Below are 24,825 nucleotides of genomic sequence, written 5' to 3'. Positions count from 1 at the left end.
GAGCCGAATCAAGGACACCAGTGCCGAGATTTGACGTGCGCGCGCGGTCGAGCGCGCCGCCACCGACCATCCAGCGACTACTCATCGACGTCACGACCTGGCCGAACTGGCAGTCGTTCGATTCGGTCGAAGCGATCCCTTCCGCCGACAATGCCTGGGCGCTGCGCAAGAGGCGGGTCAGGACCGACATCGAGATTGTGGACATCGTCGCCTACCGAGGGATCGGCTACACCGCGCTCCGACTCGTCGGCATGCGCGAATACCGAGCCGACATCTCCCTCACACCCCACCCGACCGAGGGCACCGACATCCGCTGGCAAGCCACATTCACCCCGAAACTTGCTGTCCTGGGCCAGTTCTGGGAGTGGTACCTCAGTCGCAGTATGCGCCGAGTCGTGCACAGTTTGGCCCGCTACGCCGAGCTCTGAGTCGGGGACGAACCGGGACCTGGATCCATCGTGCCCAGCTTCGCATTTCTCGCAGGAACCTCGAGAGCTGCCCGCAACCGGACTTCGCTGCTCAGGAACGCCTCGACCAGCAGGTTGGGGCGTAAGCCCGAACCCGAAACTGGGCTCGCGCGACGCGGTGGTGATCGGCCATCAACCCCTCGCGGTCCAGGCCGCGTTAGCGACCGGGCCCCGATTCTCGTCCACGGGCACAATCCCGCGCGCTGGTCCCGGGATCGCAATTTCCGGCGGGGGCTGCCGACCAGGTGATGCACCCACCCGTGGACATGGACCGACGCGCCGACGTGACTATCCCGCCGTCGTCACCGACCCGACCGAAGCCCTCGCGGCCCACCAACGATCGCGACCCACGACTGATCCGCGCGCACGCCGACACCGTCACCCCGACATCATTCGGCGCCACGATGGCGGTCCACGTCGACGGCCCCAGCACCCGGCAACCATCGATGAAGCGCGGCTGAGAGCTCGGGCCGGGCGAAATAGCTGAAATGGTCGACGGCGTGAGTGACATCGAAGCGCACCCGGTCATCGATGGGCAACGAGGGGCTCGCCTCCGCCAACGCGCCGACAGTCGGCACCACGAGATCGTTGTCCTCCTGTCCGAATACGAAATCGGCGGCTCCATCGCTCACGATTCTGGCCAACGGTGAGCCGGACGGGGGATCGTAGTCCGCTGCGGCGGCGTAGTACCGCGCGGTGGTTCGTGCAGAGCCGGTCAATATCTGTGACAGGAACTCACCGCGCGGGTTCATGGCCATCAACCCGTCCAATCCGGTCGCGACGCCTGCGGCGATCTGTTTGACCAGGGCCAGCACGATATCGAGCACGTCGGTGACACCGTTGTCCGGCAGGAATCTCAGCATGGTGGTGAAGCGGTCGACCAACTGTTCCAGTCGGGCCACATCGGCCAGCGCAGTGCCGAAGTTCGGTGTGCCGACCAGCACCACCGAGTTGACCCGCAGTACGTCGGCGACGCCAGCCAGATCTGAGCGCTCGCAGGCCATGCGGCCGACGAGGCCGCCACGAGAGTGGCACAGCACGTCGAGATCGAGGGTGGCGCCGCGTTCGCGCAGATGGTCGGCGAGCCAGCGGATGTTCTGTTCGGGTGTGCGTGACGCGGTGGGGTGGTCGAGCGCGAGCACTCGTCCGCCGTAGCGGGCGTCGAGGGACCGAACCGTCTCGATCGGCAGCCGCCCGAACGCGGTGTGCGTGGTGCTGAACGTGCCATGGACGACCAGCAGCGCCCGGCCCACGCTCAGTCTGCGCAGGTGTTCGGGCGCGAGTGCCGCAGAACTGGGGGCGGCGTAGTCGTCGGGGGTGAAGGTGCGCAATCGGTGCGGCCGGTACCGATTCTCGAACTGTTCGGCGAATCGGGCGCCGACCCAACCCGCAGTCTCACGAACGAGCCGGAAGGCGAAGATCTGCAATACCTTGACGCCGAGCGCACCCATGAGCCCTCGGGTTCCTGGGGTGCCGCCGTCAGGTGGTGGTACCACCACCCTCGGCACACGGAAGGTGACATTGCCCGCACCCCCGCGAGTACCGTTGAGACGCGCCACCTCTTGCGGGAAGTGCCAGGACAGCGCTCCGTCCTCGGACTGGTAGAGCAGCACCTGCGCCCAGCCAGGTCCTAGATCGGCGGCTTCGATCTCGATGTCGTCGAGGCCACCGGCTCCCCGCGTGTCGGCCGAGGACGTGAGTTCCCTCGTATCACTGATCTCGATGGTCAGTTCGGACTCGATCTCGTTGCGCAGCAAAGAGTCCTCGAACCCAGGTCCGAGGTCAGCGACACTACGGGCCGTCGAGACCTTGGCGCGACCGGCGAGTCCGGGTGTGCGCAAAGCGGTCGAGTTCTGGATCACGACCCGATGCCCTGAGGGATCGAGCGGCATTTCCTCTGGCACTGTTTTCGCTACCTTTCGGGGGTGGTGCGCAGCAAGGTGAGCCGCGGGTGGCCGAACGCCTGGTAAGCGAGCGCGGTCGGCGCGGCCCGATCACCCGCTGCGGTGACGTCGGCGCGGGTGTACTCGGCTCGCAGCCGCCGCAGCAGTTCGGCCACGGGAACCGCGGACTCGCCATAGGCGTGTCGGTAGAACCATTGAGCGACGCGGGCGGCATCGGCATCGTCAACGCTCCATATCGGCGCGACCACCCCGACGGCGCCGGTGCGCAGCACGGCGGCGGCGAATCCGGCATAGCTGCCGAGTATCGTGTCCCCGGCCGCCATCAGGCAGGCGTTGACGAACACGAACGGCGCCGCGGTGTCGTTGCGCAACCCACGCACAGCCAGGGACGTCAAGAACTCAGGGCGCTCGGTTGTCCGCGGATCGGGAAACACCAGACCGTCCTCCCGCTGACTCGGGTCGTAGTCGCCGTGCACGGCCAGGTGCAGCAAATCCACCGGCAGCTCCCCGCTGAGACAGGCGACGACGTCGTGGCGAGTCGGTGCGACCGCGACGACCGGGGCGTAGACACCGTTGAAACGATCCGCTTCCGCCACAGCGTGCGGCAGTTCGCGAAACCGGCTCTTCCACTGTGCGGGGTACTTCGCGGCCACCGCCGCGTGCCGGCGCACCGTGTGCTGGTGGGTGTTGACACCCGCACCCGCGCCGTCGGTGCTGAACGGCCACCGTGACATCGCTACATGTGCCCCGAGGAACGGCGCGTCGCCACCGAACGCCGACCGCATCGGAGGGTCGAGGACGGCCAGTTCCCATGGCACGAAAGCTTCCTCGGTCAGCAGCAGCATCGTCGGCGGCTCCGCGCTTGCATCGACGAGATCGCGCAGCACTGTGCGGATCCCCGCCGGAATCGCCGACTGGATCAGGTCGCCGTAACCGCTGATCATGTCGTAGGCCGCCGGCCCGCGGAAGTTCTCCTCCACGACCAGTCGGCTGGTGTGTGTGGCCAGATCACGCGCCGAACCGTCGATCCGGCTCCGTCGCTCGCCGTCTGCCAGAGTCGCGCGCCCACCGAACGGAAACGCCTCCCAGACATAGGTCTCGTCGCGCTCGTCCGCACGGAAGAGCACCAACACCAGGTCCGGTGGAGCGCTTTCCACCAGTGGCATCAGGTCGAGCATGCGATGCTGTGGGGGGCGAAAACCGAAGGCGTCCAGGCGGGCCCGGTCGGTCGTGACAGTGATCGTCCGGGAGGCGAGTCCGACGATCCGGTCGCCGAGGCGGTAGATCAACCGGATCGTGCGTTCGGGTGTCAGCTCCGGCGCGGTGTGCGCGGTCAGTCGCAGCGTCCGAACCGGATACGGGTCGTCGCCCGTTACCGGCAGGTGCACGGTGGACGGGCCGTGGAGGGTGAACGACCGTGGGTCGACGAGGATATCGACACGCAGATCGAGCTGTTGGTCCGGATACGGGATGCGGACGGGACCCGCGACGGTGGTCGCCGGGTCGTAGTGAGCACCCAGTCCGACCGTCAGTGGCACTGGCGTGTGCGCGAGAATGACGGCGGCGACCTCCAACCGCGGATAGGGCGCGTAGTCCGCGATAACCGATTCGGCGGATGCGTCGGCGAGGTGGGCGCGCGGCCAAGTCCGCACTCGGTTCAGCCAGATGGCCGGGTTGAGCTTGCGCAAGTCCGTGAGACTTCCCGCGCCTGCCTGCGTTTCGCTTCCTCGACGGTCACCGGTGGTGTCTTCCAATGGCTCCAGACCAAGGTGGACGGCCTGCCACAACGCAGCGGCGAAGTTGTCGTCGCGCCGGGCGGTCTCATCCAGCACCTCGGCGGCCTGTGTCCGCGCGAAGCGGGACGCCCCGGCGCGACTGGACGCCTCGCGCGACAGCAGGGCCAGTGCCGGATCGTCCGGCAAGGCCACCGAGCACACTCGATCGACCTCGTCGGCGATCTCTAGCAATTCCGCTTCGGCGCGCACCGTATGGCCCCAGTCCGGCACCTTGCGAGTGCGGGCGATCACGAGCATTTCGACGACGATTTCCATGGGCAGTCCTGTTCTCCTGTTCTCTTCTCAGAACGCCCAGTAGTACGACCACACGAGTGGGTGAGACTCGGTGATTTCGTCCGGCCACCTCCGTGTGCGCCCGCCGGTTCGCCATTCGTGCAGCAGTCGAATGTGCAGTTCGCGCAGCTGCCGATCGTGTTCGGCACCGTGGCGTAGGTAGGAGATCAGTTGGTTGTCCAGATCCAGCGTGAACGGCACATCGGCGACATCGATTCCGGTGGCCACCACGCCCGACGCCCCCGCTGCGATACAGCCCGCCGCGAGGCCGATGCTCGCGCCGCCATGTCCACTCATCGACGAGCTGGAGCAACTCGAGAGGACCACCCTGGTCGGCATGGGCACGAACGGCTCGCCCGTTCCGTAGCGACCGTGCAATTCGCCAGCAACGATCTCGTCCTCACCAGCCAGACGAAGTGTGGAGTGCGCGGCGTCGTACCCCTGATCGGAGTGCGAGCGAAAGAACGCCAACGACTGCGGCAGGTTGTGCCGTGTCCACGACAATGCCCGGGCGACATTGTCTCTGCTCGCGAGCTCGACCCGTCCGGTATCGGCGGACCCGAGCACGAAGTGCGCGGATGCCGCGGCGAACAAACGACCTGGCCGTAGCGTCCCGGTCGGGTCGTCACAGCACACCGAGATCGGCAGTGGCCCGAGCGGTTCGGGCGGTGAGGTGCGCTTGCCCTCCACTCCTTGCGAGCACCACACACGCAAGCAACAAAGCTCCACCAGCCGCTGATCGGGCCCGCCGACCGGCAGAATCGGCCATGGCACCACCGAGAGCTCCGGTGAGAACGCCAGTGCCAGCCGCTTGACGTCCGCGGAGGACGTGCGGTCGGCGAGCACGGCGCGCACTTGTTGCGGCACCAGAGCTGCCAGCGGTTCGGTCAGCGCCAGTTCGTCCGGTGATCCTGCGATGCCGAGCAGATCCATTTTTCGGAGCCGAACGTGGTCGTCGAATTCGGCGAGTGCCGAACCGATCTCCGTCGCCGCACCGACGAGCAACGTTCCGGATGCCGCCTCACTCGCGGTCAGCATTGCCCAATAGATGGTTTTTCCCTCGAGATGCAATCCCAGCCAGACATCGATGCCCGACCGCCGCAACTGTGACCGCAAATCCTTCACAACAAGTGTCGACGGATGCTCCGGCTCGGCGCGGGGCGCGGTCGGAGTATGACCGCTGTCGTCGGAGCCAGGTCGGCGCACCGTCGTGGCGTTGAGGCTGACCTCCATGCTGCGAAAAACGAGCGCTGGCACGATCGGTTGAAAGTCCGACCGCGACTGGGCGGCTTCGTCTTCGGTATAGACATCGCCGTCGACAACGTATTCCGCTGTCACGTTCCAGGAGGATTCGTCCCGCTCGAGCGAGGTCGCGATTTCGCTGTCGACCCTGGCTCGTTCGATCAACACTGCGACCAGCTCGCTGTTGCCAGTCCGCACCGCGGCGGTGAGCGCGGTCCGCCGGGCGCGACCGAAATCCTGCCACGCCATCCGGCGTAATCCCTCGTCACACCCGGAGTAGCGGCTCTCCTCCTTGGCCTGCCAGACCTCCAGCGCGGTCTCAAGCGCGAGGTTGTAGTCCGGCATCGAATCGTCGACCAGCAACTGCGCGAACACCATCCGCGCCTCGGCTGATACCCAGTCTGCGACCTCGTGTTCGGCGCACCATACCGCGGCCCGCCGCGCGATATCGAGTGCTTCGGACGATCGGTCCGCGTCAACGAGCAACTCGGCGACCGGGCGACCGCATAGGCATAAGCGAGCAAGCTCACCGAACGCATGCCCGTCAAGGCGGCGTCGAGTTCACCCGGCCTCCCTGCTTCGCGCTCAGCCAACAATCGAGCCAACGACCGGATTCGATGCGCGAACTCCGTTACCCGACCTTCGAGTTCGTCGATGACGAAGGCGAGCGCCTCGCGATGGTCAGCACGCGCTGCGGCCACGCACAGTCGCGCGAGGGTCAGCTCGGCGTCTCTCGACCTGCTGTCGCGCCGCACCGAATAGGCGTTCCACAATCCTTCGGCGGCAACGTCGTACACACCGAAGCGCAGATGCTGAGTGGCGAGCACCTCGAGGGCACGCGGAAGCACCGGATGGCCCAGCGTCTCCCGAGCCCGCAGGTTCTGCAACGACGACAGGCACAGGGCGGAGAACCCGTTCGCGAGATCGCCGCCGTCTACCAGCGATAGCCCCTCGAAGTAGCTGCGGTACATCGACAGTCGGGTCCGGCGCCCCTTGTGTATATCTCCGAACGATTCGATGTAGCGATCGAGTAGTTGCGCCATCCAGCGTGACCGGAAGCTGGACAGCGGCCCGAACTCCGGGAGCCGCCGACATCCGGCCAGCCAGGCGAAGAAGAGCAGTTCACGCTCGCGGATCAGATCGAGCTGCGATTCTTCGATCGAATAGACATCGGTCGGCGGTTCGGTGCCCGCCATGGCGAAGTCTTCCAGGCTGTGCCGACGCGAGAACCCACGGTCATCGCCGTAGCCGCCGAAACCCGCCGTGGTGAAGGTGATCGCCATCAGTGCGGTCGCGGCGCCCGTGTGCACGGTGGCCGCGGTCTGCGCGGCGGCGGCGATGAGCCGCGCGCACACCGGCGTCCCGCCCCACAGCGGATGACGAGGCAGTGCGCGGGCCAACCGCTCCACCAGCGCGAGGGCGAGCGGCCCGCCACAGGGAGCTTCGGGGTCCTCACGCAACAGTCGCGCCTCGGCGAGCAAACACTCGCGAAGCAAAGGCACATGGCAGCGCGCCAGGTTCCGATAGGCGATCAGCTCCTCCCCAACCTGTCGAGCGCCGGGCGCGTCGAGCAGGTCGAGCCGGGAATTCACCTCGATCACCGCCACGATGGCACGCTGATGGGCGTCCAGCCGCAGCCAGGCCGTCCGTTCGCCGGTACGCAACTCGTCGAGTTCGGCCAACGCACTGCGTGGCCGCTGCTCACGCATACGCGCGTAGGCACGCAGCAAGAGCACCGCGATCGCGGTGTCGTCCCGGTCGCGGGCCACTCCGTCGAGCATGCGCATGGCATCGAGAACAAGACCCCGGCCGATCAAACGCCGCGCACGCCACAACACCAGGTCGCGCCGAGGCACCGGCACCGGGATCCGCTCGACAGGAATCCGGTGAAGCCCCCGCACCACCGCGTACCCGACCGCGCCGACCGGGAGCGCCGTGGCGACCGACACGATCGGCACGCCGGCGCTCAGCAAGACCGCGATCATGCCGAGAACGAGTCCGAATCGTCCGCGCACGGTGGACGCGATGGTGAGCAACAGCGCACCTGCCGCGAGCAGCGGAACGGGCGCAACCAACGCGGCGGCCACCAAACCCACTGTCGCACAAAGGTAGCCGAGCACGACCCGGGCGGCATGTCGATCACTGTCCAACACGAACCCCAGTCGGGGCACCCGTGTGACGAGCACCGAGAACGGGTGCGGCGGAACCGTTTCGAATCGTGTTCCCCGAGCTCGCCCGGATTCACCGGCCACTGTCACCAACTCGAGGAACATCGTCATCAGAGCGACGAGCAGCGCGAGCGAACCACACCCGACCAGCGTCGCGACCGCACAGATCACCCCCTGCACCGGCAGCGCCATCACCCGTGTTCGTTCCCATTTCACGCCCAGCCGCGCGAGCAGCGGTGACCGATCGTAGGGATGCCGAGTGACAACCAATCCCGCGAGCACCGCCAGCGGCGTGAGATACCAGTGTGTCGGTGTCACGACCGCCATGATCATCAGCACCAGAAACACCACCCGGACACCGCCGAACACCTTGACGCACAGGTCAGTCCATGTCTGCGCCGGCGGCGAGCACGCCAGCTCGAAGAAGACGACCTCCCGGTCGGATCTCAGCGGTTCGCTACTCGCGTCGATTGTCGGCGGCGGCGCATCTGATTCAAGGACCAAAGCCATGGCATCGGCATGCCGCGCGGCCTCCGGCAGATCCTCCAGCGTCCCGAGATCGAAGCATTCGGCCATCACGTCGGCGACGCCGACCCGCTGCTCGTCGGGCAGTTCGCTGGTCAACGCCAAGGCTACCGCGAGCATCCCCGGATTCACGAACGGCAGGTCGTACACCGCGCACAACCACCCAGCGTAGGCAACTACCTTGTCCAACTCGTCGACGCCGCAGTTCTGGAGTGCCCGCACCACCTCGGGCTCCAACCGCACCATCGCGCGGTCCCAGCCGGGTTCGCTGGCGTCGAGCGCCGTGACGAGCCGCAGCCGCGAGCCACCGCTCGACAACCCTTCGGCGAACTCGATTGCTCGCGCAGCTCGTTCATCTGGTCCGACCGCTCGCATCGGGTTGCCTTCCCGCCGAAGTACCCTCGATCCCGTGCGAGAACGACCCACCGCCGCTGTTCGCCCGGCCAAGGGTAGTAGCCGAACCACCACGCCGCATGGTTTTCACTCGAGAGGTGTTTAGATGCAACACATTTGGGTAGGCAGGTCATCAGCCGTCGAGCGGTGTCGTGTGTTGCCGACCCTCACCCGCACGGCCCCGCAGGGGTGAATTCACGCAGGGAAGCCGGTGCGGGAGAATTGGTAGGTGAGCACGTCCGGCGATCTAGACAACGCTCTCGACCTGCAGGTGCTGCCTGCGGTCGAGTGGCGGGCTGCGCGGGCACATCGGGAGCAGCTCGATCGGTTGGTTGGGCCGTATCTGGAGCGGCGGGCCGCCGGCATCACCCACCCGGTCATCGATTTCCTGTTCACCTAATAGCGTTCGGGGCGCTCGGGATGGAGCTCGACATGCCTCAAAACAATCCATCACCAGCAGATATGCGATGACCGGGGCCCTCATTACATCACAACAGTTCCGATCGTTTTCCGCTGAACTCGTGTCGATCCCGTGTCAGACGTCAAGTTGCTGTCGGTGCCTCCGGAGAAGCCCGACACCACTGCCCAACTTCAAACCGACATTCGGTTAGTACTACACCCCAACACCGCACTCGGCTGGCCAACACGACTGCCGTCGAACTAAAATCGAACCCCTGACCTTCTCGGAGCGCGCAGCACAGGCAACTATGGACCACGCTGGACAACTGTCGACTACCAGAACAGCACCCCCACCTGGGCAAACACGCTTCGCCACGACAACGATCGAAAACGCTGGACAACTCCGCACAACGGCGTGTCCAGCCGAATTAGTGGTGAGATAGTGGGATCACCATCCCCCAGCCGGTCCCGCAGACGGCCCAGTAGCGCGAGGTGATGCTGCGTGGAACCCATGCCGGCGAATGGATCGCCTACCGCCAGCAACACTGAGGTCGCGTGGGACCTGGCAACGCTCACCGAGGACGAACGGAACGCTCGTTTCCTTGATGGCCACCGTCGGCAGCGCTGGGCGTATGGTCCGGCGACCAGGTGTGTAAGGGGCCAGATGCGCAAAAGTCCTCGTCACATGTCGGGGTTCTCGGCGAATATTCTCGGCATGACATCGGAAACGACCGCCGTCTCGGGTGGTGAGGACTTCGACTACGAAGTCGAGCGCAATCCTGACAAACTTCCCACAGCAGTGACCGAGCGGGCCTTGCCTGCGGTGCGGACGGTTAGCAACTTCATTGTGGGGGGGAGTCGATTCGGATATCCACGGTGTCCTCGGTCTTCGCGGGCCAAGCCAGATCGACCGCGCCTATCAGGTGGCGGTAGCCGTCACTTGCCAGGGCTGCAACCAGGGCACAGTGGACATCGAGGACGTCGTCTCCGGATTCGTTCTGAAGACCGTCCCGGTCCACTGGTGGCCGATGCCCGGCACGGCGGTCTCCATGACCGATGTACCAGACGAGCTGGCTGCGGCCTACCTCGAAGGATCAAAGTGCCTTCGTGTAGAAGCCCCGCATGCCGCGGTCGCGATGTTTCGCAACGCGCTCGCCCACATCGTTCAGAGCAAAGGAAGAGATGAGGCGAAGAAGAAGGGCACCCTCAATCTGGCGATCCAGCAGATGGTTGCCGATAAGACCCTTTTGACTTTTTCGACGAGTGGGCGACTCAGATCCGCACTGTAGGCAACGCTGGTGCACACCAGGAGCGCTGGGAACGGGTCCCGATCGAGGACGCGCAGGACCTGCAGAAGATCACGCTTGCACTGATCGAGAACCTCTACATCCGACCAGCTGAGTTCGCCCGGATGCGGAAACCGTCAAAGCGCCCGAAGTAAGGGTCACCGAGGCATCGGCCGAAGTCGGCCGGGGTCCCGAGAGCGACTGCTTGTTAGATCACGACTGTGGCTCGACCAGTCGGTAGCCTCCGCCACAGATCCCGGAACATGCTTCAGCAGAACGACGTTGAACAGTCGGCCGGTGCGCCAGTATCCCTGACGCAGTTGAGCCGAGCCCCCGGGAAACGAAGGAGCAGAATGACAACTTTTCGCGCGCTGCGGGCCTTGTACTGGCTGCATGAGCATCGCGACCAGCCGGTACCGACCCTACCCCTCGAGGTCGTACCGTCAGAGGACTCGCGGGCTGTGTTCGACGAACTGGTCTCGCAGGGCGCCATCCACAACAATCTGTCCTTTGGCGGCGGCCCCGAAGGCAGCTTCGACTTCTACCTGACAACCGAAGGACGCGTCCAGGCTCGCATCACCCGTGATACGTACCGCCACGAGCTCGCGCTGCGCCGCGTTCTCGAACGGCTTGCGAACCCTGGTTCAGATGTTGCCGACGACTTCAGCGGGCCGTTGTCTGCCGACGAGATCCGCGAAGCAACACAATATCTGGTTGAGATTGGTCTTTGTAAGGGCTCCGAACGAGCGGACGGAGAGTTCTACCACGTGGAAATCACTCCCAACGGTCGGGCCGCCGCGCGCCGTCCGTATCTAATCGATGGGGGTTCTGCACCCATCGCGCCGGTCACCAACATCTCGGCCGACAACTACGGGACGATGACCGTCGGCAACCAGGCTGTCGGCGGGCAGGGGCACACCATGCACGCCACCATTACACAGGGGGCGTCTCTCGACGACGTCCTGACGGCGATCAGCCAGCTGCGCAATGACATCGAATTCGCCCCCGGCATCGATGACGTCGACCGCGCGGAACTTCTCGAAGAAGTCGACACGTTGACTGAGAAGGGGATCAAGCGCGGGCTCAACTGGTTGAAGGCAGCACTGGTCCCGTTCGGGGTGCAGGTCGCCGACGTGGCAGGCCAGGAACTTGCGGACAGGGTGCTGGCCATCGGGTCCCAGATCATCTAGCGAGCTCAGTGCTCTTCCCGAGCCTGTCAAGGACAGTCCTGAATACGCCGAAGGCGCCCTTGGAGGGCGCCTTCGGTTGCTCTTCGCGAGCGAAGCATCAGTCCCTACGCGGGACATCGTGCCCGGTACGGTCCGATCCGTCGCGTTCTTGCGACGACGACACCCAGGGCGCGGCGTACAACCGGTCAGGCGTAGACGTTCTTCCCGCAGGGGTCGGGGCCCACGCGATTTGACGCTCTCGCCCGGGCCTGCCCCGTGGGACTACTGCTGACTAACGGCCGCAGCCGCTTTCTTGGCGCGACTGGCGAGGGCGCGGCGCTCGGTGGCAATCGCATCAAGCTCAGCGGAATCGACCCCTCCCTCAGCCCACCGAGTAGCGAATTGTTCGAGCCGGTCAGCCGAGTTACGCAAAGCGGTGCGCGCTTGCTCGAGCGGCACGTTGTCGACGTGATTCAAAGTCGCTTCGAGTACGTAGCGGGAGGCGAGCAGCTTGTGCTCGTTGCCTGCGGTCGGCCCGAACTCCACGGCGTCGAGCCAGGCGGGCTTCTGCTGCCACGGAGCGAGATCCAGCATGGAGAGGCAGGTGCCATACTGGAAGGCAACGAGCTGGCTCGTGCCTTGGTTCGGAGAGTTGGGGTTGATCCTTGCCGCTTCGCTCTCGTAGTTGTCGAGCATGTCGCGAAGTGCAGAGAAGTTGTTGGCCCAGGTATTCAGGTCGGCAGAAGTCACGTTGTACCTCCTAGTCGGTGAGCTTGCACAACGATAGCCATGGCCACCGACAGATCAGCGCCAGCTGAAGGCTCGACGAGGACGGCGCTGGCCAGCTCGGCGCGCCGACGTCGAGAACCGGAGCGACAGCCATGTCTCGCACGATTGGTTCACCCGTTCCACTTCGACTGCTTCTGTACGCCGCCGCTGTGGGCGCGTGCGCACGCTGACACCCAGGATCGAGACCGTGCGCACGCCCCGTTCAGCCGCGCACACAGTGCAGCTGGCCGTGCGCATCTACACCCGCCCCGTGCGCACGCCGAGAAATCGGAGAGATTCCGCTGTGCCCACGGCCCTCAGCACAAAGGTTCTCACGGTGTACCCAGCAGATACGTAATCTCACACGACAGTGAGGCGCGGGCGAGGCAATCCATCCGCGACCGTCCGCGACCCGTTTCCCTCATGCTGGGTCATCGTCAGTCCGAACAGGTACTCGGTCACCCCTTGGGGAGTGAGACCGAACTCCTTGGCAATGTCGCGCACCATCATCCCCTGCCCACGCAGCCCGGCGAGCACTTTACCCAGCACCTGTGACGATTCATGGACAAGCGCCGAGCCTGGCTCCGCGGAGCGGAATCCACGCTTGCTCAACTCCACCAACGCTGCGCGATATGTCCAGTCAGTCATCAAACCCAGCGCATGCAGCCGGTTCGCCAGCGCTGTCGCGGAGACGTTCCATCGAGCCTTCGCACGGATGATCTGCGCCACGCTCGGGTTTCGCAGACCCACCGCTAGAACATCATTGCGAGGCATGAGCAGCGCGCTAGCGAACTGATTCGCCGCAGCTTCTGCCTCGCGCCCGTGCGGCACAGCATGAGCGCAGTGAATACACAGGTGCCCGAGCTCGTGAGCCGCATCGAACCGCAGCCGCTCGGCGGTCTTGCTGGTGTCGAGGAAGACAAACGGAGTATCACGGCGGTAGAAGCTGAAGGCATCGACGTCTCAGCGCCGCGGTCGGCCTCGCGGTGATCATGACGCTGGCAATGGTGGCCCACGCGCGCTGGAAGGAGCCCGCCGCGATCGTGTTCAACCTGGCCCTGCTGGCAGCCGCGGTGTTCGTCACTTGGGGACGTTTCGGCCCCTACGCCTCCTGACCACCCCGATTCCCGAAGGAGGACTCGTATGAATGTCACCGTTTTCGGGCCACCGGTTCGCTGATGGTGGACCGGCTGCTCGCGGCCGGGCACACCGTGACCGCTTACGTCCACAACCCGCCAAGATCCCCTCTCGCTGGGGTGAGCAAGTGAAAGTCGTGGTCGGCGAGGTTTCCAATGCCGCCGCGATCGACGACGCAGTATGTTGTGCCGATGCAGTGATCAGCGCGTTGGGCCCGAGCATGGACCGCAAAGCCAACCGGGACCCCGCTGATCGAGGGCACCAGCCACATCCTGGCGGCGATGAAGCGTCACGGTGTGGGCCGCTTCGTCGGCCACGCCACTCCTGCGGTACTGGACCCGCAGGGGTCCCCGACCTTGATCACCCGGTTGATCGAGTTCATGCCGCGCACGTTCATGCGCCGCGCTTACGAGGAGATCACCGGCATGTCGAACCAGATCATGTCCTCGGGGCTGGATTGGACGATCGTGCGGTTCATCGCCCCCCAAGGACTGTGCACCGAAGGGCCATATCCGGTCAGGTTCTTCGGCACCGACAAGCTCGGCTTCGCGATCACCCGCGCCGGCATCGCCGCCTTCACCGCCGATCAGATCGGCGAGAGCCGCTACCTGCATCGCGCAGCCGCCATCAGCAACTGACCACCGTCGAAACCTGAACGGAGACCTGTGTCCATCGTCATCACCGTTACCTCCGGTCACCTCGGCCGAGCAGCCGTCGAAGCCGTCCTCGACCGCAGCACCGACCCCGCCGAGGTGATCGCCGGTGCCCGCGACCTGGCCAAGATCATTGACCACGCCGCCCGAGGGGTGCACACCGCGGTCATCGACTACGATGACCCCACCACCATTACGCCGGTGAATATGTTCGTGCTGGTCTCGGGCACCGACCTGGCCAACCGCGACCGCCAGCACACCGAGGAGATCGCTGCCGTCGCGAAAGCCGGTGCCGCGCGGATCATCTACACCAGCGGCCTCAAAGCCGACGACACCGCGCTGTCGACCGCGGCCATGCACCTGCCCACCGAAGACGCGTGCGTGCCAGCGGGGTGTCGTTCACGATCCTGCGCAACGGCTGGTACAGCGAGAACTACGGCCGCGACATCCCCACCGTTCGCGAGACCGGTGTGCCGCTGTCGAGCACCGGCGACGGTGTGGTCGCCTCGGCGTCGCGCCGGGATCTGACCGAAGCCATCGCCGTTGTGGTCACCACCGAGGGGCATGAGGACAAGACCTAAGAGCTGTCCGGCGACACCGCCTGGGCCTACGACGAACTCGAGCCTCCGATGCCGCTATGCAACGTCGCTGTCCGAGTACGCCATTGGCATTGTCAATCCCAGTAGGTGGGCCGCAATCTCACCGCGGCGTTCATAGGGTAGAAAGTGCCCGGAGTTCGGGAAGATGACCAGGCCGCTCTTTGGTACGCGACGGTGTATCGCACGAGCGTGATAAACGGGAGTCAACAGATCGCGCGAACCTGCGAATACGACGACACGACAGTCGAATCGATCCAGTGCCGAGTACCGATCATGGGACAGGATCGAACGAGCCAGCTGTGCGACGCTGCGAGGATTGCTGCTCGCCAGCTGCCCTACCGCTCGGTTCAGGTCGTGGCGGAATGGGCGGTACCCGAACAAGACGGCACGTGTCAGCTGTCGCACGATGAGCAGCGGCCGGGAAGGGATCACGAGAAGCGGTGCCACAGTCAACGCCAGCGATACCAACCATGACCAGAACCCGCGGCGCATCAGTCGTCCGAGGATATCTCCGGCTCCAGTCGCCACGAACGCGACGCCGACGACTCGCGCTTCGAGCACCATGCTGTCGCGTTCGGCCAACGCCATCAATGTCATTCCGCCCATGGAATGACCGCCGAGCACGATCGGGCCGACGGGTGCATATGCGGAGATGACTGCAGCGAGATCGTCGGCGAGAAGCTCCAGGCTCGCTGGAGCAGATTGCGACTGCCCGTGTCCTCGATGGTCATAGGCGAGTACACGCACGGTGGGATCCGCCGTGACGACGAGTTGTGCGACGTCTTCCCAACTCCCATGAGAAAGCGCCAGCCCGTGTGCCAGGATGATTGTCACTCTCGGGCTCGTCGATCCCCACTCGGCGATATGCAAAGCAGGCCCAGAGTCCCGCTCAAGCGTGTATTTTCGGGGAGCCACAAAGATCGTAGATTTCGAGGTCATAATTTCAGTTCCCTACTACTGACAGTGTCGCTGGCTACTTGACCGGAAGGGCCATGTCAACACCGCCGACATCCGTGATCTTCCAATCCGCATTCTTGTCTAGCGTCACCGTGTAGGTGACAGTTGTTTGCGCGCCCTCCGGGGTCTGTGCACTGGTCGATGTCACACTCAAGAAGACGTTCACAACATAAACACCAGCGTCTTCTGATTTCACTTTCGCGGCGATTGGGGTCGCGTTCGAAGTCCACTTAAGTGGAAGTACAATGTCTTTGAGCTGCGGGGCAGTGAGGTCGAACTTGTTCGTTAGGGCGGGGGAAGTATTCGATTTCAGATTACGTACCCATCCATCGAAGTTCTGATAATCAATATTGGACGCTCCAACAGCGTACTCGGAGGCTACTTCTTCAGCCCTCTTTTCCGCGGACGCAATGGCGTCAGCTTCTCGCAGCTCATTCCTCGTAAAGAGCCACAACAGAAAGCTAACAGACATCCCAACGACAAGTGTTACCACTATCGCTCCGACAATGATCGAGCGCAAGTCCACCGACAGCGTTCTTCCCGGACCAAACCGGTTCCTGTTCGCTACGACCGACTCTGCCGGCGTACCCAACTTACTGGATACGGTCTCCGCTCGGCCGTCGATGTTGTCAGCGGTTTCTACGGGCATGAATATCTCCTCGGGTAGCGTGTTTCGGTCCTATTTGATGCCGATACGCACATTCAATGCACTGTCTCCAGTCGCGCTGAGAGCACGTGCTATCAAATCGCTTATGTCTATCTGTGGCATGGACATCGCCGCGCTGTCCGCCAGCGGCTGAACGGCTGGTGCCAATTCTTGCAAGTCGGGTCCAATGCGGCTGAGATATTCCGTGACCTCGCCGAGGAAAGGCACGACGCCGTTGCCTTGCAAGTAGTCGTCCGGCATGGTGCCGATACGGGCCAGCCGGGCGATGGAATCGGCGATGAGAGCACCCCACATTCCTGCCTCGTCCCACAAGGGACCAGCGGCTGCCATCCCGGGCCCGGCCCAAGCCATGTCCGCGCCCATCGTCTGTAGATCGACGAGGATGCTGCGGATGGCGGGCGACCTACTCAGAATCGTCTCGGACAACAGTGTTGTCGAGGCTGCCAGCCTCGGCATAACGGTGTCTGTTCCCGTCAGCGCTTGATCCAACGTCTTGACGATGTTGCTGATCGCCTGCGGATTCAGTTGTTCAAGCAGACCCGTAACAGTCTGCGCCACGTCTGGAATCGAACGGGGCAGTACTACTTGCACCGCGTCGAGGCGCTGGCCATCGGTTAGGTAGGGACCGGCGCCGTTCTTCGGCACGAACTCGATATAAGGCTCACCGAGACCTGATAGGTCTTCGACTGTCGCGGTCCCTGTTGCCGGAATTCGGTATCTCGACTCGAGGGCTAGTTGCATTTCGACACCGCGTTCAGCTTTCTCTATCGACGCGATCTCTCCCACCTTCACACCACGTAGGAGTATCGGTGAACCCACTAGCAGACTTCCCGCCTGGGGAACACGCAACGTCACGTTGATCGAGTCACTGAAGACATCTATTCGCAATACACCGAATGTGAGATAACCGACGCCCAGAATCAAAACCGTCATGATAGCAACGAGGGATAGTGCCGAACTCAGTTTCATTGCACTGCTCCGATCATCCGCAATGCCGATAGAATCCCAGCGATCCGGTCGGCTTCGGATCCGGGAGAGCCTTCGGCAGTCTCAAGGCCGGTAACATTAACCTTCGGTCCGTGCTCCACGAATGGAATGACCTTTTCGCGCAACAGCGCAATGATCTTGTTCAAGTTCGACGCGGCTGAGAGGTCCAACGGACGGGACGTGAAAAGGAGTGGTATAAAAGCACGGGCAGCCGCGTCGCCTGACTGCGCCAGCGGACCGATCCATCGGAGGGAATCTGTCAGTAGCGTGAATCCATCGTACAGTGTGATCAAACCGATCATGGACGTCATCGACGCAGCCGCCTGATCCACTCCAGAATCTGTCAGCAGATACTCCAATTCGGGTGTTCGGCTCAGGACAGCATCGGTACTGGCCCGCAGTCCACCCAGTAAGCCGTCGATAGCATCCAGGTGCTGTGCCAATTCTTCGATATCGGCACCCAGCACTTCCGAGATCGAGGCAGTCTCCCGTGTATCCGCCGGAAGCACGGAGTTCACGCGGTTGATGATCTCCTGAGCCTGCTGTATTCCACCCCCTTGGACAAAGGTCGCCAAGACGTTCATGGTGTCCTCAACCTGAAGCAACGGCTTAGTTTGTCCTCGATCGATTGTGGAGCCCGGCGCGATGAGGCCACCTCCGCCGGCCTCCGGGGTGATCAACGCTATGGAGACGTCACCCAGAATGGTCGGCTGGCGGAGCTCAGCCGTAGTTCCAACAGGCAACCGCACCGATTCGATGATTTCCACGTCGACCACGACATATCCGTCGTTATCTTTCCCGGCATCGATCACCGCAACATCGCGGACAATTCCGGCACGCAGACCGTCGACCGTCACTCGTGCTTGTGACGGCAGGTTTAGCGTATTGGCGAACTCGATTCGGATACTATAGCGGTCCCCCGATATCCCAGTCCCAGGGACAGGAATCGCAGCTGGATCGAATCCGCAGCCGGGGACAAGGCATACAAGTGCCACAGCGGCCGCGGTCACGAATTGCGTCCGGCGGGTCCGGGAAGAAATGGCCACCGCGTCTACTCGCAGATTCATCATCGCGCACCCGCCATTCCGAGCACCAAGGGAATCAGAGACACATTCGTCAAACCATCCTCAGCAGTATCGCAACGGCCCTGTGCGACCAGGCCGATCGCGGCACATATTCGGTCAGCATCAGCTTGGGGCATGGCCACCCTAGGGGTTGCATACGTCAGAACGGGTCGACCGCTGTGCGCGTCGGTTACGTCCCCGAAGGCTTGCAGCAGCGGGGGCGCCATGTCGACAATGTCCCTCATTGTACCGATATTCGCGCTGGCGAGGCGCGCGAGGGGAACTGTCGCATCGAGACCTTGGAGGATTTGGTCACCAAACATAGTGGTGATTTCGTTCAGCCATGGCACGATAATTCGCAATGAGTCGATGATCGAGACTGTTCGCGCGAAGATTCCGTGGTCGATCACCGCCAGCCCCGGCGCCAGACGGGTGATCATGGATTCGATATCTCCCCATCCACGCGCGACACTATTCATCAAGCTGTGCAGCGAATCTATGAGGGCTCCGAGGTGTCCGGCGGCAGCGTTGGACGAGCCGAGCGCCCGGTCGAGTGTACGGATTATTTCATTCATTTTCGGACCTGTGCCGGACAACGAGCTGTCGAGTGCGGCGATTTCCTCGGATAGCTGCCCGCGCTGTTCCGGATCACTCCCATTGTCGATTTCTGCTGCGAGGGCACCCAACGCATCGAGTGTCTGTGTCATGCTTTTCGGAGTCAAAGTACGGGAAATGCACTTTCGGGGATCCCATTCAGCATCGGATTCGCTGTTGTCGAGAATAGCCAGGGAGCGATCAGCAACGATGGTGTCTGAAAGGGTAGTGGCCGATACCTCACCACGCGGCGAATGGTTGGCGTCCACCTCGAAATCAACCTGCACCGCTTCGCCACGAGGTTCGATGTGCGTCACCGTGCCAACTCTGACGCCACGAATGGTGACGTGGTTTCCGGTGTACAGTCCAATTGCGTCCGGCATGGTTGCGCAGTAGTGCCGCATCGCCTTCGGAGGATTGAGTACCGCGAAATACCCAGCAACCAATATCGTGCATATAGCCCCGACGCCGAGGAGGGATATGAGGCCGCGGGAGGCCAGAATCCTATTCATCCTTAGCAGTCCTTTCCAGGGACGGGAATACAAAACGACTGCGCAACGACAACCGATGCAGACTGGTCAATAACGATGCCATCTTCTGAGGAAGCGATGGGCTGCAGTCTCGACATCAAGTCCCGAGTGCTTGTGATGATCTGCCCCATACCTTCGCCTAGACGGTTCAGTTCGGGTATGACCTCGGCCAGACTTCGGGCGATGGAATCCAGCCTTGACCGGTACACCGGCTCGAGTGCTGCGATCCGAGACAGAAGCTGTTCCATCAACCGAACTGCCTCGAAAATTTCAGCCTTTTTGCCGAGCCCCACCGTCTCCATAAGGTTGACACTTGCGATCAGTTCCCCGAGGATCGCCTTCGAGTTATTGATTGCACTGATGTACTCGTCGGCCATCGCAAGCGTTTCCGACACGTCCCGACTCTGACGGTCGAGAATTTCGACGAGCGATGTGAACGCATCGACTGCTCGCTGGATCCCTGCCGGCCCGGAAACGATCGCGCGGTTCATGTTAGTCAAGTTCTGCCGTAAGGTATCGCCCTCAATATCCGCGATCGGCTGTGCTGCGTCCTGAAAGGTCCGACCGAGGCTGTACGGGAGATGCACTCTGTCAGAAGGTATCGGGGCGCGAAGCGATGAAGTCCCTGCTGATGTCAAGGCGAGATAGTGCCCACCGATCAGAGTCAACATTCGGACGTCGAGACTTGTCTGATCGCCTATGAAAATATCATCGTCAATCGTAAAGCTCACGCGGACGTCCTTTCGACGCAGCTCAATCGATTTCACGGCGCCGACCGGAACACCGGCGATACGGACGTCATCGCCGACCTTTATGGACCCGAGTTCCGACATCTCGGCCCAGTACGTCGACTTGCCGAATGGCACCACGTACACCAAAACGCTCGCTAGCAACGCGACACCCATCAGGAATGCTCCGAGGACGCCCCATCGCAATTCCCGCAAGTCACGTGATGAGGCAGCCGTTGGCGCCCAGCCAGCGAATCTCCCGATAATGCTGACTAGTTTGGCTATCATCCTTTGCATATCGATATCCTTTGTCCCGTGATCATCACCTGGAAAGGATCCGGGCTGTTGACGTTCCCGTTCGAACAGTTTCGGTTCACGACAGGACTATCGGACGGGATCCAACTATTCAGGGTCTGGAGCATCGCTGGCAGTTTTCGGAGTACTTCGACTGCCTGTTGAGGATCTGGAAATATCGTCCGCAGCAGTGTATCGGCGTCCGGATTGCTACCAGGAGTCAACCCAATCGCGTCGAGGAGGCTGTTCAGCGGCGCGATCACGTCTGGAGCCATAAGAGCGAATTCGACGATTCCATCCACCTTGCTACGTAGCGTGGAGACAACCACCGACAGCTCCGAAACAAGCTGCACCAGATGTGAGGATCGACCGCCGAGATGGTCAGATATCTTTTTCAGATTAGCCACCAACGCGGTAATCACTGCCTGTCGGTCCATCGTATAGCTGGACAAGGTCTGGATAGAGTCGAGAACCGAACCGATACCCGAGCCGTCTCCTTCTATAGCGGCGATCATATTAGTAGCGAACTTATTTACTGCTGCTGGTGACAACTCGCTCAGAACCGGTTCCAGCCCGTTGAATAGAGCTGTGATGTCGAATGACGGGATGGTTCTGGAAGCCCCGATCCTACTGCCTGCCGCCAACTCCGCAGTGACTGGCGATGATTGTTGAACGTCGACGTAACGCTGGCCCACCAGACTCTGATATCGTATAGCTAGGACGGTGTTCTCGTATAAATGCCGATCGCGTTCGACCATGAACGTGACGATTGCGCGACCATCCTCAAGTGAGATCGAAAGCACTTTACCTATGCGGACACCGTTCATCCGAACATCGTCTCCGGACTTGAGACCGTTCGCATCGACGAATTCCGATGAGAACTGCTTAGTCCCTCCTGAGACCGGGCGTTGCACAGTCTGCGCGATTGCTGCGAGCAGCACTGCGATCACGACTACAGAAACCGCGAGCTTCGCGACTACCACCAATAGGCTGCCATGCCTGTTCATCGACCACCCCCGAAATACGGTGTCGGAACCAACGTTTCCGGCGATGACGCCGCAATCGCGGGAACTAGATCGAGAATCAGTTTGATACTCAGTACCGGGCCACTAGGCGTCGACGTGAACGACCGATCCAGCCGCGACAGTATCTCGGAGAGCTGCATGCTCGAAACACCAGGCGTCGAAACCATTCGACTGCCACTTGCAAGAATCGGCGTGAGCATTGCCGCGTATTCTGACAGATGCGCCTGCGCCGTGAATAGCGTTCCCGCGAGGGCGGGGAAGAAGCGTTGGCCTACAACACTGACTGTGGCGTCGAATAGTTCGCGTTGGTTATTCAGAATCTCGATGGTGGTGAGTCGATATATCAGGCCTACCGTGCCGTCGATCATCGATGCGCTGCCGACAAGCATCGAGCCGTACTGTTCCAGCAATGCCGAGACCGGCACAGAGCGTGTCTCAGCGACGTTCCGACCGGATACCACAATCGCCTCCATCAGTGGCGTGAATTGGCGGGCCGCTGTAGCAACCCGCACCAGCACGTCGGTGAGTTCCGGGGTAAGGAGGCTTCCCGTGGTCTCCGCGACTGTCCGAATCAGTACACCCATGGTCGCATCTCGCTGCCTGTCAGATCGAGGACCCGTCAGGTCGATAACAACGCCGTCTCGCAGGGGTGTGCCCCCAACGCCCGGTTTCAGCGCAACCTCGCTGATACCGAAGAGATTAGACGGCGAGTAGTCTACGAGAAGGCTGTCGGTGAGCCCGCTCGAGTTTGTTCGATCAAGCATCAAAGTCACCTGTTTCGCCCCATCACCTGAGCCGATGGCAGTGACGGCACCGATGCCGACACCGTCGAACTGCACCGGCGTTCCCACGCCGACGCCGTCTCCGATTTTCTCGGTGCGCAACACCACAAGCATTCGGTTGTCGCCGCGGGCCGCATTGCCAACTGTCCAAGCGGCCGCTACTGACAGTGCCGTCAGCACGGCGACCATACCGACAATAATCGACGATCGCTTTGTTGCCGATACTCCCGGCATTTCATATCGAGACATCGGCGCTCACCCTGTGAATTCGATCGCGGAGTTGACACCCCACAGGAGGATGGTCAATACCATGTCTAGACCGATGATCGCCACAAAACTTGCCCGGACGGCACGGCCGGACGCAATTCCGACGCCTTCCGGCCCGCCTGTCGCGAAGAACCCTTGATAACTGTGAATCAAGATGACAGCCGTCCCGAATACCAGAACTTTGATCACAGCAGCAGTGATATCCCACCCGCTGATGAATTGATAGAAGTAGTGATCGTAGACACCTGCGGCCTGGCCGTGCAGCTGGACGATCACAGTCCGGCACGCCGCGTAGCTGAGGATTAGCGCGATAAGAAAAGTCGGAACGATCGCCACCGCGCCGGCAATAATCCTGGTCGTTACAACGAAAGGAATCGATCGCAATCCAAGCGATTCGATGGCGTCGATCTCCTCTGAGATCCGCATCGATCCGATTTGGGCGGTTATACGACACCCAGCTTGTGCGGCGAATCCGACTCCTGCCGCGATCGGCGCTAGCTCTCGGGTGTTGGCGAAGGCTGAGACAATGCCTGACACCGGCCCCATACTGATGAGGTCTAGAGTCGCGAATGACTCGACGCCGACCGAGCCGCCGATGACCAGTCCCAGCACCACCAGCATCGGGACCGTTCCACCGCCCACGATGATCGAGCCTTGCCCCCACGTCATATCCGTGATCGCGCGCATTGTCTCCGCTCGATATCGTTTGAGCGTGAACGGTATCGCCGACAATGCCTGCCAGATGAAATTGAGGACGAAACCTAGAGGCTCCACCGGAACGACACGGTGCCCGAGTGACGTCGCTGTTCGCCGGGCCTTCACTAGCCGCGGGGGGGTGTACTTCATCTCCGACATCTATGCCAGCCTTGTTGGAAGGAACATTGAGACCAACTGAGTGACCAATAGATTCACGACAGCGACAGAGACGACGGAGAGAACAACCGCCGCGTTCACGCCATCCGCTACTCCACGTGGACCACCTTTGGCCTCAAGACCCCGCTGGCACGCGATCATCACGACGATGAAGCCGAACAGCACAGACTTGACAATCGACACGCCGATATCCGCCATTACGGTGAAGGATCCGAAGGTTCCCCAATAGCTGCCGGGCGTCACCCCCTGAGGACCGACCGCGACTGCATATCCCGCCACGACCCCTACGAAGATGATCAAGACATTGAGCATCGGTGCAACGAGAATCATCGCCACCATCCGGGGAATCACGAGGCGATGCATAGGACTTATGCCCATCGTTCGCATGGCGTCGATCTCTTCACGGATGTTGCGGGCGCCCAAGTCGGCCGCGATCGCGGCCGCGCCAGCCGCGCCCAGCAACAATCCTGTCGCCATGGGGGCGCCCTGTTTTATTACCCCCAAACCGCCGGCTGCACCGAGCAGCGAATCTGCGCCGATCTGATGGATCAGATTCCCGACCTGAACCGAGACGATAACCCCGAATGGCACGGCCATTAGAATTGCCGGAATTGCGGTAACCGTAATCAAGTACCAGGATTGATACAGCGCCTCACGCCATTGAAACTTCAATCCGGCAATGTCACTCGCGGCACCCATCGCGGCTGAATACGCCATCCGCGTAGTCCGACCAAACGTTCGGAGGCCAGAGACCACTGTTCCGGATAAATTCTCGCGAATTACTCGGGCCGACGCCGACAACTCGCTACGCGCAGGCACCACGGCAGATTCCCATCTCGTCTCTCGCATCGTTGTCCGACATCGCGGCGGGCGCAAAGAACGCATCGGTTCGGCCGATCTTGCACCCGACGCACTCGGCTGGTGTTGGCCGGAAAGCTGTGCCTTGCTGAGTTGCGGCCAAGTGCGCCATCACGACCACGCCACCTCCATGTGTGCTACGGCAAGTACTAGATACTCGAGGTACGAGTATGCGTCCTGGGTCACACCCTGTCAATAGACCATCAGACTCCAACGGATGCGTGACAGCAATCGGTCCGCAAACTTGCGATCCGATCCGACGATCGCCGCTTGGCGATGGATTTCGAGTCGCTCGCGACCTCCACCGGATGCAAGCTCGCCGACACGCCAGACCCATCAGCGCGGTCTCGCCGACCGCGATATGCCCCTTCATCGCCGCACGACCGCCTCGAAGCCTTCCCGTAACTCCATTTTCGGGCC

The 24,825-nt window shown here is 62.3% G+C and carries 22 protein-coding genes and 2 pseudogenes; 8 read left to right on the top strand and 16 right to left on the bottom strand.

Going from position 1 to position 24,825, the window contains the following annotated elements; translation table 11 throughout:
* The first annotated feature begins 20 nt into the window (after window positions 1–20).
* A complete protein-coding gene (locus NI2_RS08225; protein ID WP_166655816.1) occupies window positions 21–428 on the top strand; it encodes an SRPBCC family protein in 408 nt (135 codons plus the stop codon).
* 428 nt (window positions 429–856) lie between these two features.
* Here the strand turns inward: NI2_RS08225 and NI2_RS08220 are convergent, their stop codons facing one another.
* From NI2_RS08220 to NI2_RS34385, 4 genes are read right to left on the bottom strand one after another with little or no spacing between them, the layout of a single operon-like run.
* Window positions 857–2,329 (bottom strand): esterase/lipase family protein, encoded by a 1,473-nt coding sequence (locus NI2_RS08220; RefSeq protein WP_067488079.1) that lies wholly within the window; start codon window positions 2,327–2,329, stop codon window positions 857–859.
* A 50-nt stretch (window positions 2,330–2,379) separates the two neighbouring features.
* Entirely contained in the window at window positions 2,380–4,422 is a 2,043-nt protein-coding gene (locus NI2_RS08215) for a CHAT domain-containing protein (protein WP_067488077.1), read from the bottom strand.
* A gap of 27 nt (window positions 4,423–4,449) precedes the next feature.
* Window positions 4,450–5,931 carry a CHAT domain-containing protein gene (locus NI2_RS08210; RefSeq protein ID WP_067488075.1) on the bottom strand — a complete coding sequence of 494 codons (1,482 nt, stop codon included), beginning with the start codon at window positions 5,929–5,931 and terminating at the stop codon, window positions 4,450–4,452.
* Window positions 5,844–8,750, bottom strand: a complete 2,907-nt coding sequence (locus NI2_RS34385) for a hypothetical protein (protein WP_166655815.1) — start codon at window positions 8,748–8,750, stop codon at window positions 5,844–5,846. The genes NI2_RS08210 and NI2_RS34385 overlap by 88 nt, the downstream gene beginning before the upstream one ends.
* 247 nt (window positions 8,751–8,997) lie before the next feature.
* On the opposite strand from NI2_RS34385, the gene NI2_RS32920 reads away from it, so the two are divergent.
* The 4 genes from NI2_RS32920 (at window position 8,998) to NI2_RS08195 (ending at window position 11,643) form a co-directional block, all read left to right on the top strand.
* The gene (locus NI2_RS32920; protein ID WP_443093637.1) at window positions 8,998–9,168 is read left to right on the top strand and encodes a hypothetical protein; all 171 of its coding nucleotides are present in this window, start codon (window positions 8,998–9,000) and stop codon (window positions 9,166–9,168) included.
* Between the two features lie 964 nt (window positions 9,169–10,132).
* On the top strand, window positions 10,133–10,456 hold the full coding sequence (locus tag NI2_RS08200; RefSeq protein WP_133734186.1) for a hypothetical protein: 324 nt from the start codon (window positions 10,133–10,135) through the stop codon (window positions 10,454–10,456).
* Window positions 10,444–10,608 (top strand): DUF4145 domain-containing protein, encoded by a 165-nt coding sequence (locus NI2_RS35665; protein WP_084476206.1) that lies wholly within the window; start codon window positions 10,444–10,446, stop codon window positions 10,606–10,608. Before NI2_RS08200 ends, NI2_RS35665 begins: the two co-directional genes overlap by 13 nt.
* Window positions 10,609–10,806: 198 nt before the next feature.
* Complete coding sequence (locus tag NI2_RS08195; RefSeq protein ID WP_133734185.1) at window positions 10,807–11,643, top strand: hypothetical protein; 837 nt, start codon at window positions 10,807–10,809, stop codon at window positions 11,641–11,643.
* A 261-nt stretch (window positions 11,644–11,904) separates the two neighbouring features.
* On the opposite strand, the gene NI2_RS08190 is transcribed toward NI2_RS08195, so the two are convergent.
* Both NI2_RS08190 and NI2_RS34380 read right to left on the bottom strand, forming a co-directional pair.
* Window positions 11,905–12,372, bottom strand: a complete 468-nt coding sequence (locus tag NI2_RS08190; protein WP_019050185.1) for a hypothetical protein — start codon at window positions 12,370–12,372, stop codon at window positions 11,905–11,907.
* Window positions 12,373–12,750: 378 nt separating this feature from the next.
* Window positions 12,751–13,332, bottom strand: a pseudogene (locus NI2_RS34380) (ImmA/IrrE family metallo-endopeptidase); the annotation flags it as partial.
* 35 nt (window positions 13,333–13,367) lie between these two features.
* Between NI2_RS34380 and NI2_RS08180 the strand changes: the two are divergent.
* The 3 genes and pseudogenes from NI2_RS08180 to NI2_RS08170 form a co-directional block, all read left to right on the top strand.
* Window positions 13,368–13,505 (top strand): annotated as a pseudogene (locus NI2_RS08180) (DoxX family protein); the annotation flags it as partial.
* Window positions 13,506–13,808: 303 nt separating this feature from the next.
* Window positions 13,809–14,165, top strand: a complete 357-nt coding sequence (locus NI2_RS34725; RefSeq protein ID WP_208115403.1) for an NAD(P)H-binding protein — start codon at window positions 13,809–13,811, stop codon at window positions 14,163–14,165.
* A 27-nt stretch (window positions 14,166–14,192) separates the two neighbouring features.
* A complete protein-coding gene (locus NI2_RS08170) occupies window positions 14,193–14,708 on the top strand; it encodes a Rossmann-fold NAD(P)-binding domain-containing protein (protein ID WP_067488065.1) in 516 nt (171 codons plus the stop codon).
* 107 nt (window positions 14,709–14,815) lie between these two features.
* On the opposite strand, the gene NI2_RS08165 is transcribed toward NI2_RS08170, so the two are convergent.
* The 10 genes from NI2_RS08165 to NI2_RS08130 form a co-directional block, all read right to left on the bottom strand.
* Window positions 14,816–15,613, bottom strand: coding sequence for an alpha/beta fold hydrolase (locus NI2_RS08165; protein WP_067488063.1), 798 nt, complete (start codon window positions 15,611–15,613; stop codon window positions 14,816–14,818).
* Window positions 15,614–15,752: 139 nt separating this feature from the next.
* Window positions 15,753–16,385 (bottom strand): hypothetical protein, encoded by a 633-nt coding sequence (locus tag NI2_RS32910; RefSeq protein ID WP_084476141.1) that lies wholly within the window; start codon window positions 16,383–16,385, stop codon window positions 15,753–15,755.
* Window positions 16,386–16,415: 30 nt separating this feature from the next.
* Window positions 16,416–17,372, bottom strand: a complete 957-nt coding sequence (locus NI2_RS08160; RefSeq protein ID WP_084476139.1) for an MlaD family protein — start codon at window positions 17,370–17,372, stop codon at window positions 16,416–16,418.
* Window positions 17,369–18,457, bottom strand: a complete 1,089-nt coding sequence (locus NI2_RS08155) for an MlaD family protein (RefSeq protein ID WP_255284005.1) — start codon at window positions 18,455–18,457, stop codon at window positions 17,369–17,371. The genes NI2_RS08160 and NI2_RS08155 overlap by 4 nt, the downstream gene beginning before the upstream one ends.
* Window positions 18,457–19,560, bottom strand: a complete 1,104-nt coding sequence (locus NI2_RS08150) for an MlaD family protein (RefSeq protein ID WP_067488057.1) — start codon at window positions 19,558–19,560, stop codon at window positions 18,457–18,459. The genes NI2_RS08155 and NI2_RS08150 overlap by 1 nt, the downstream gene beginning before the upstream one ends.
* Window positions 19,561–19,562: 2 nt before the next feature.
* Window positions 19,563–20,483 (bottom strand): MlaD family protein, encoded by a 921-nt coding sequence (locus NI2_RS08145; RefSeq protein WP_166655814.1) that lies wholly within the window; start codon window positions 20,481–20,483, stop codon window positions 19,563–19,565.
* A gap of 107 nt (window positions 20,484–20,590) precedes the next feature.
* Window positions 20,591–21,607 carry an MCE family protein gene (locus NI2_RS32905; RefSeq protein WP_084476137.1) on the bottom strand — a complete coding sequence of 339 codons (1,017 nt, stop codon included), beginning with the start codon at window positions 21,605–21,607 and terminating at the stop codon, window positions 20,591–20,593.
* On the bottom strand, window positions 21,604–22,596 hold the full coding sequence (locus NI2_RS08140) for an MlaD family protein (RefSeq protein ID WP_022565902.1): 993 nt from the start codon (window positions 22,594–22,596) through the stop codon (window positions 21,604–21,606). The genes NI2_RS32905 and NI2_RS08140 overlap by 4 nt, the downstream gene beginning before the upstream one ends.
* Window positions 22,597–22,662: 66 nt before the next feature.
* Window positions 22,663–23,529, bottom strand: coding sequence for an ABC transporter permease (locus NI2_RS08135; protein WP_067488053.1), 867 nt, complete (start codon window positions 23,527–23,529; stop codon window positions 22,663–22,665).
* Window positions 23,530–24,264, bottom strand: a complete 735-nt coding sequence (locus NI2_RS08130) for an ABC transporter permease (protein ID WP_019050175.1) — start codon at window positions 24,262–24,264, stop codon at window positions 23,530–23,532. It lies immediately after the preceding gene.
* Window positions 24,265–24,825 lie beyond the last annotated feature (561 nt).

The sequence above is a fragment of the Nocardia ignorata NBRC 108230 genome (genome assembly GCF_001612905.1).
GTDB classification, from domain to species: domain Bacteria; phylum Actinomycetota; class Actinomycetes; order Mycobacteriales; family Mycobacteriaceae; genus Nocardia; species Nocardia ignorata.
Note: the sequence above shows the minus strand (reverse complement) of the source record. Positions and strands in the feature narration are given on the sequence as shown.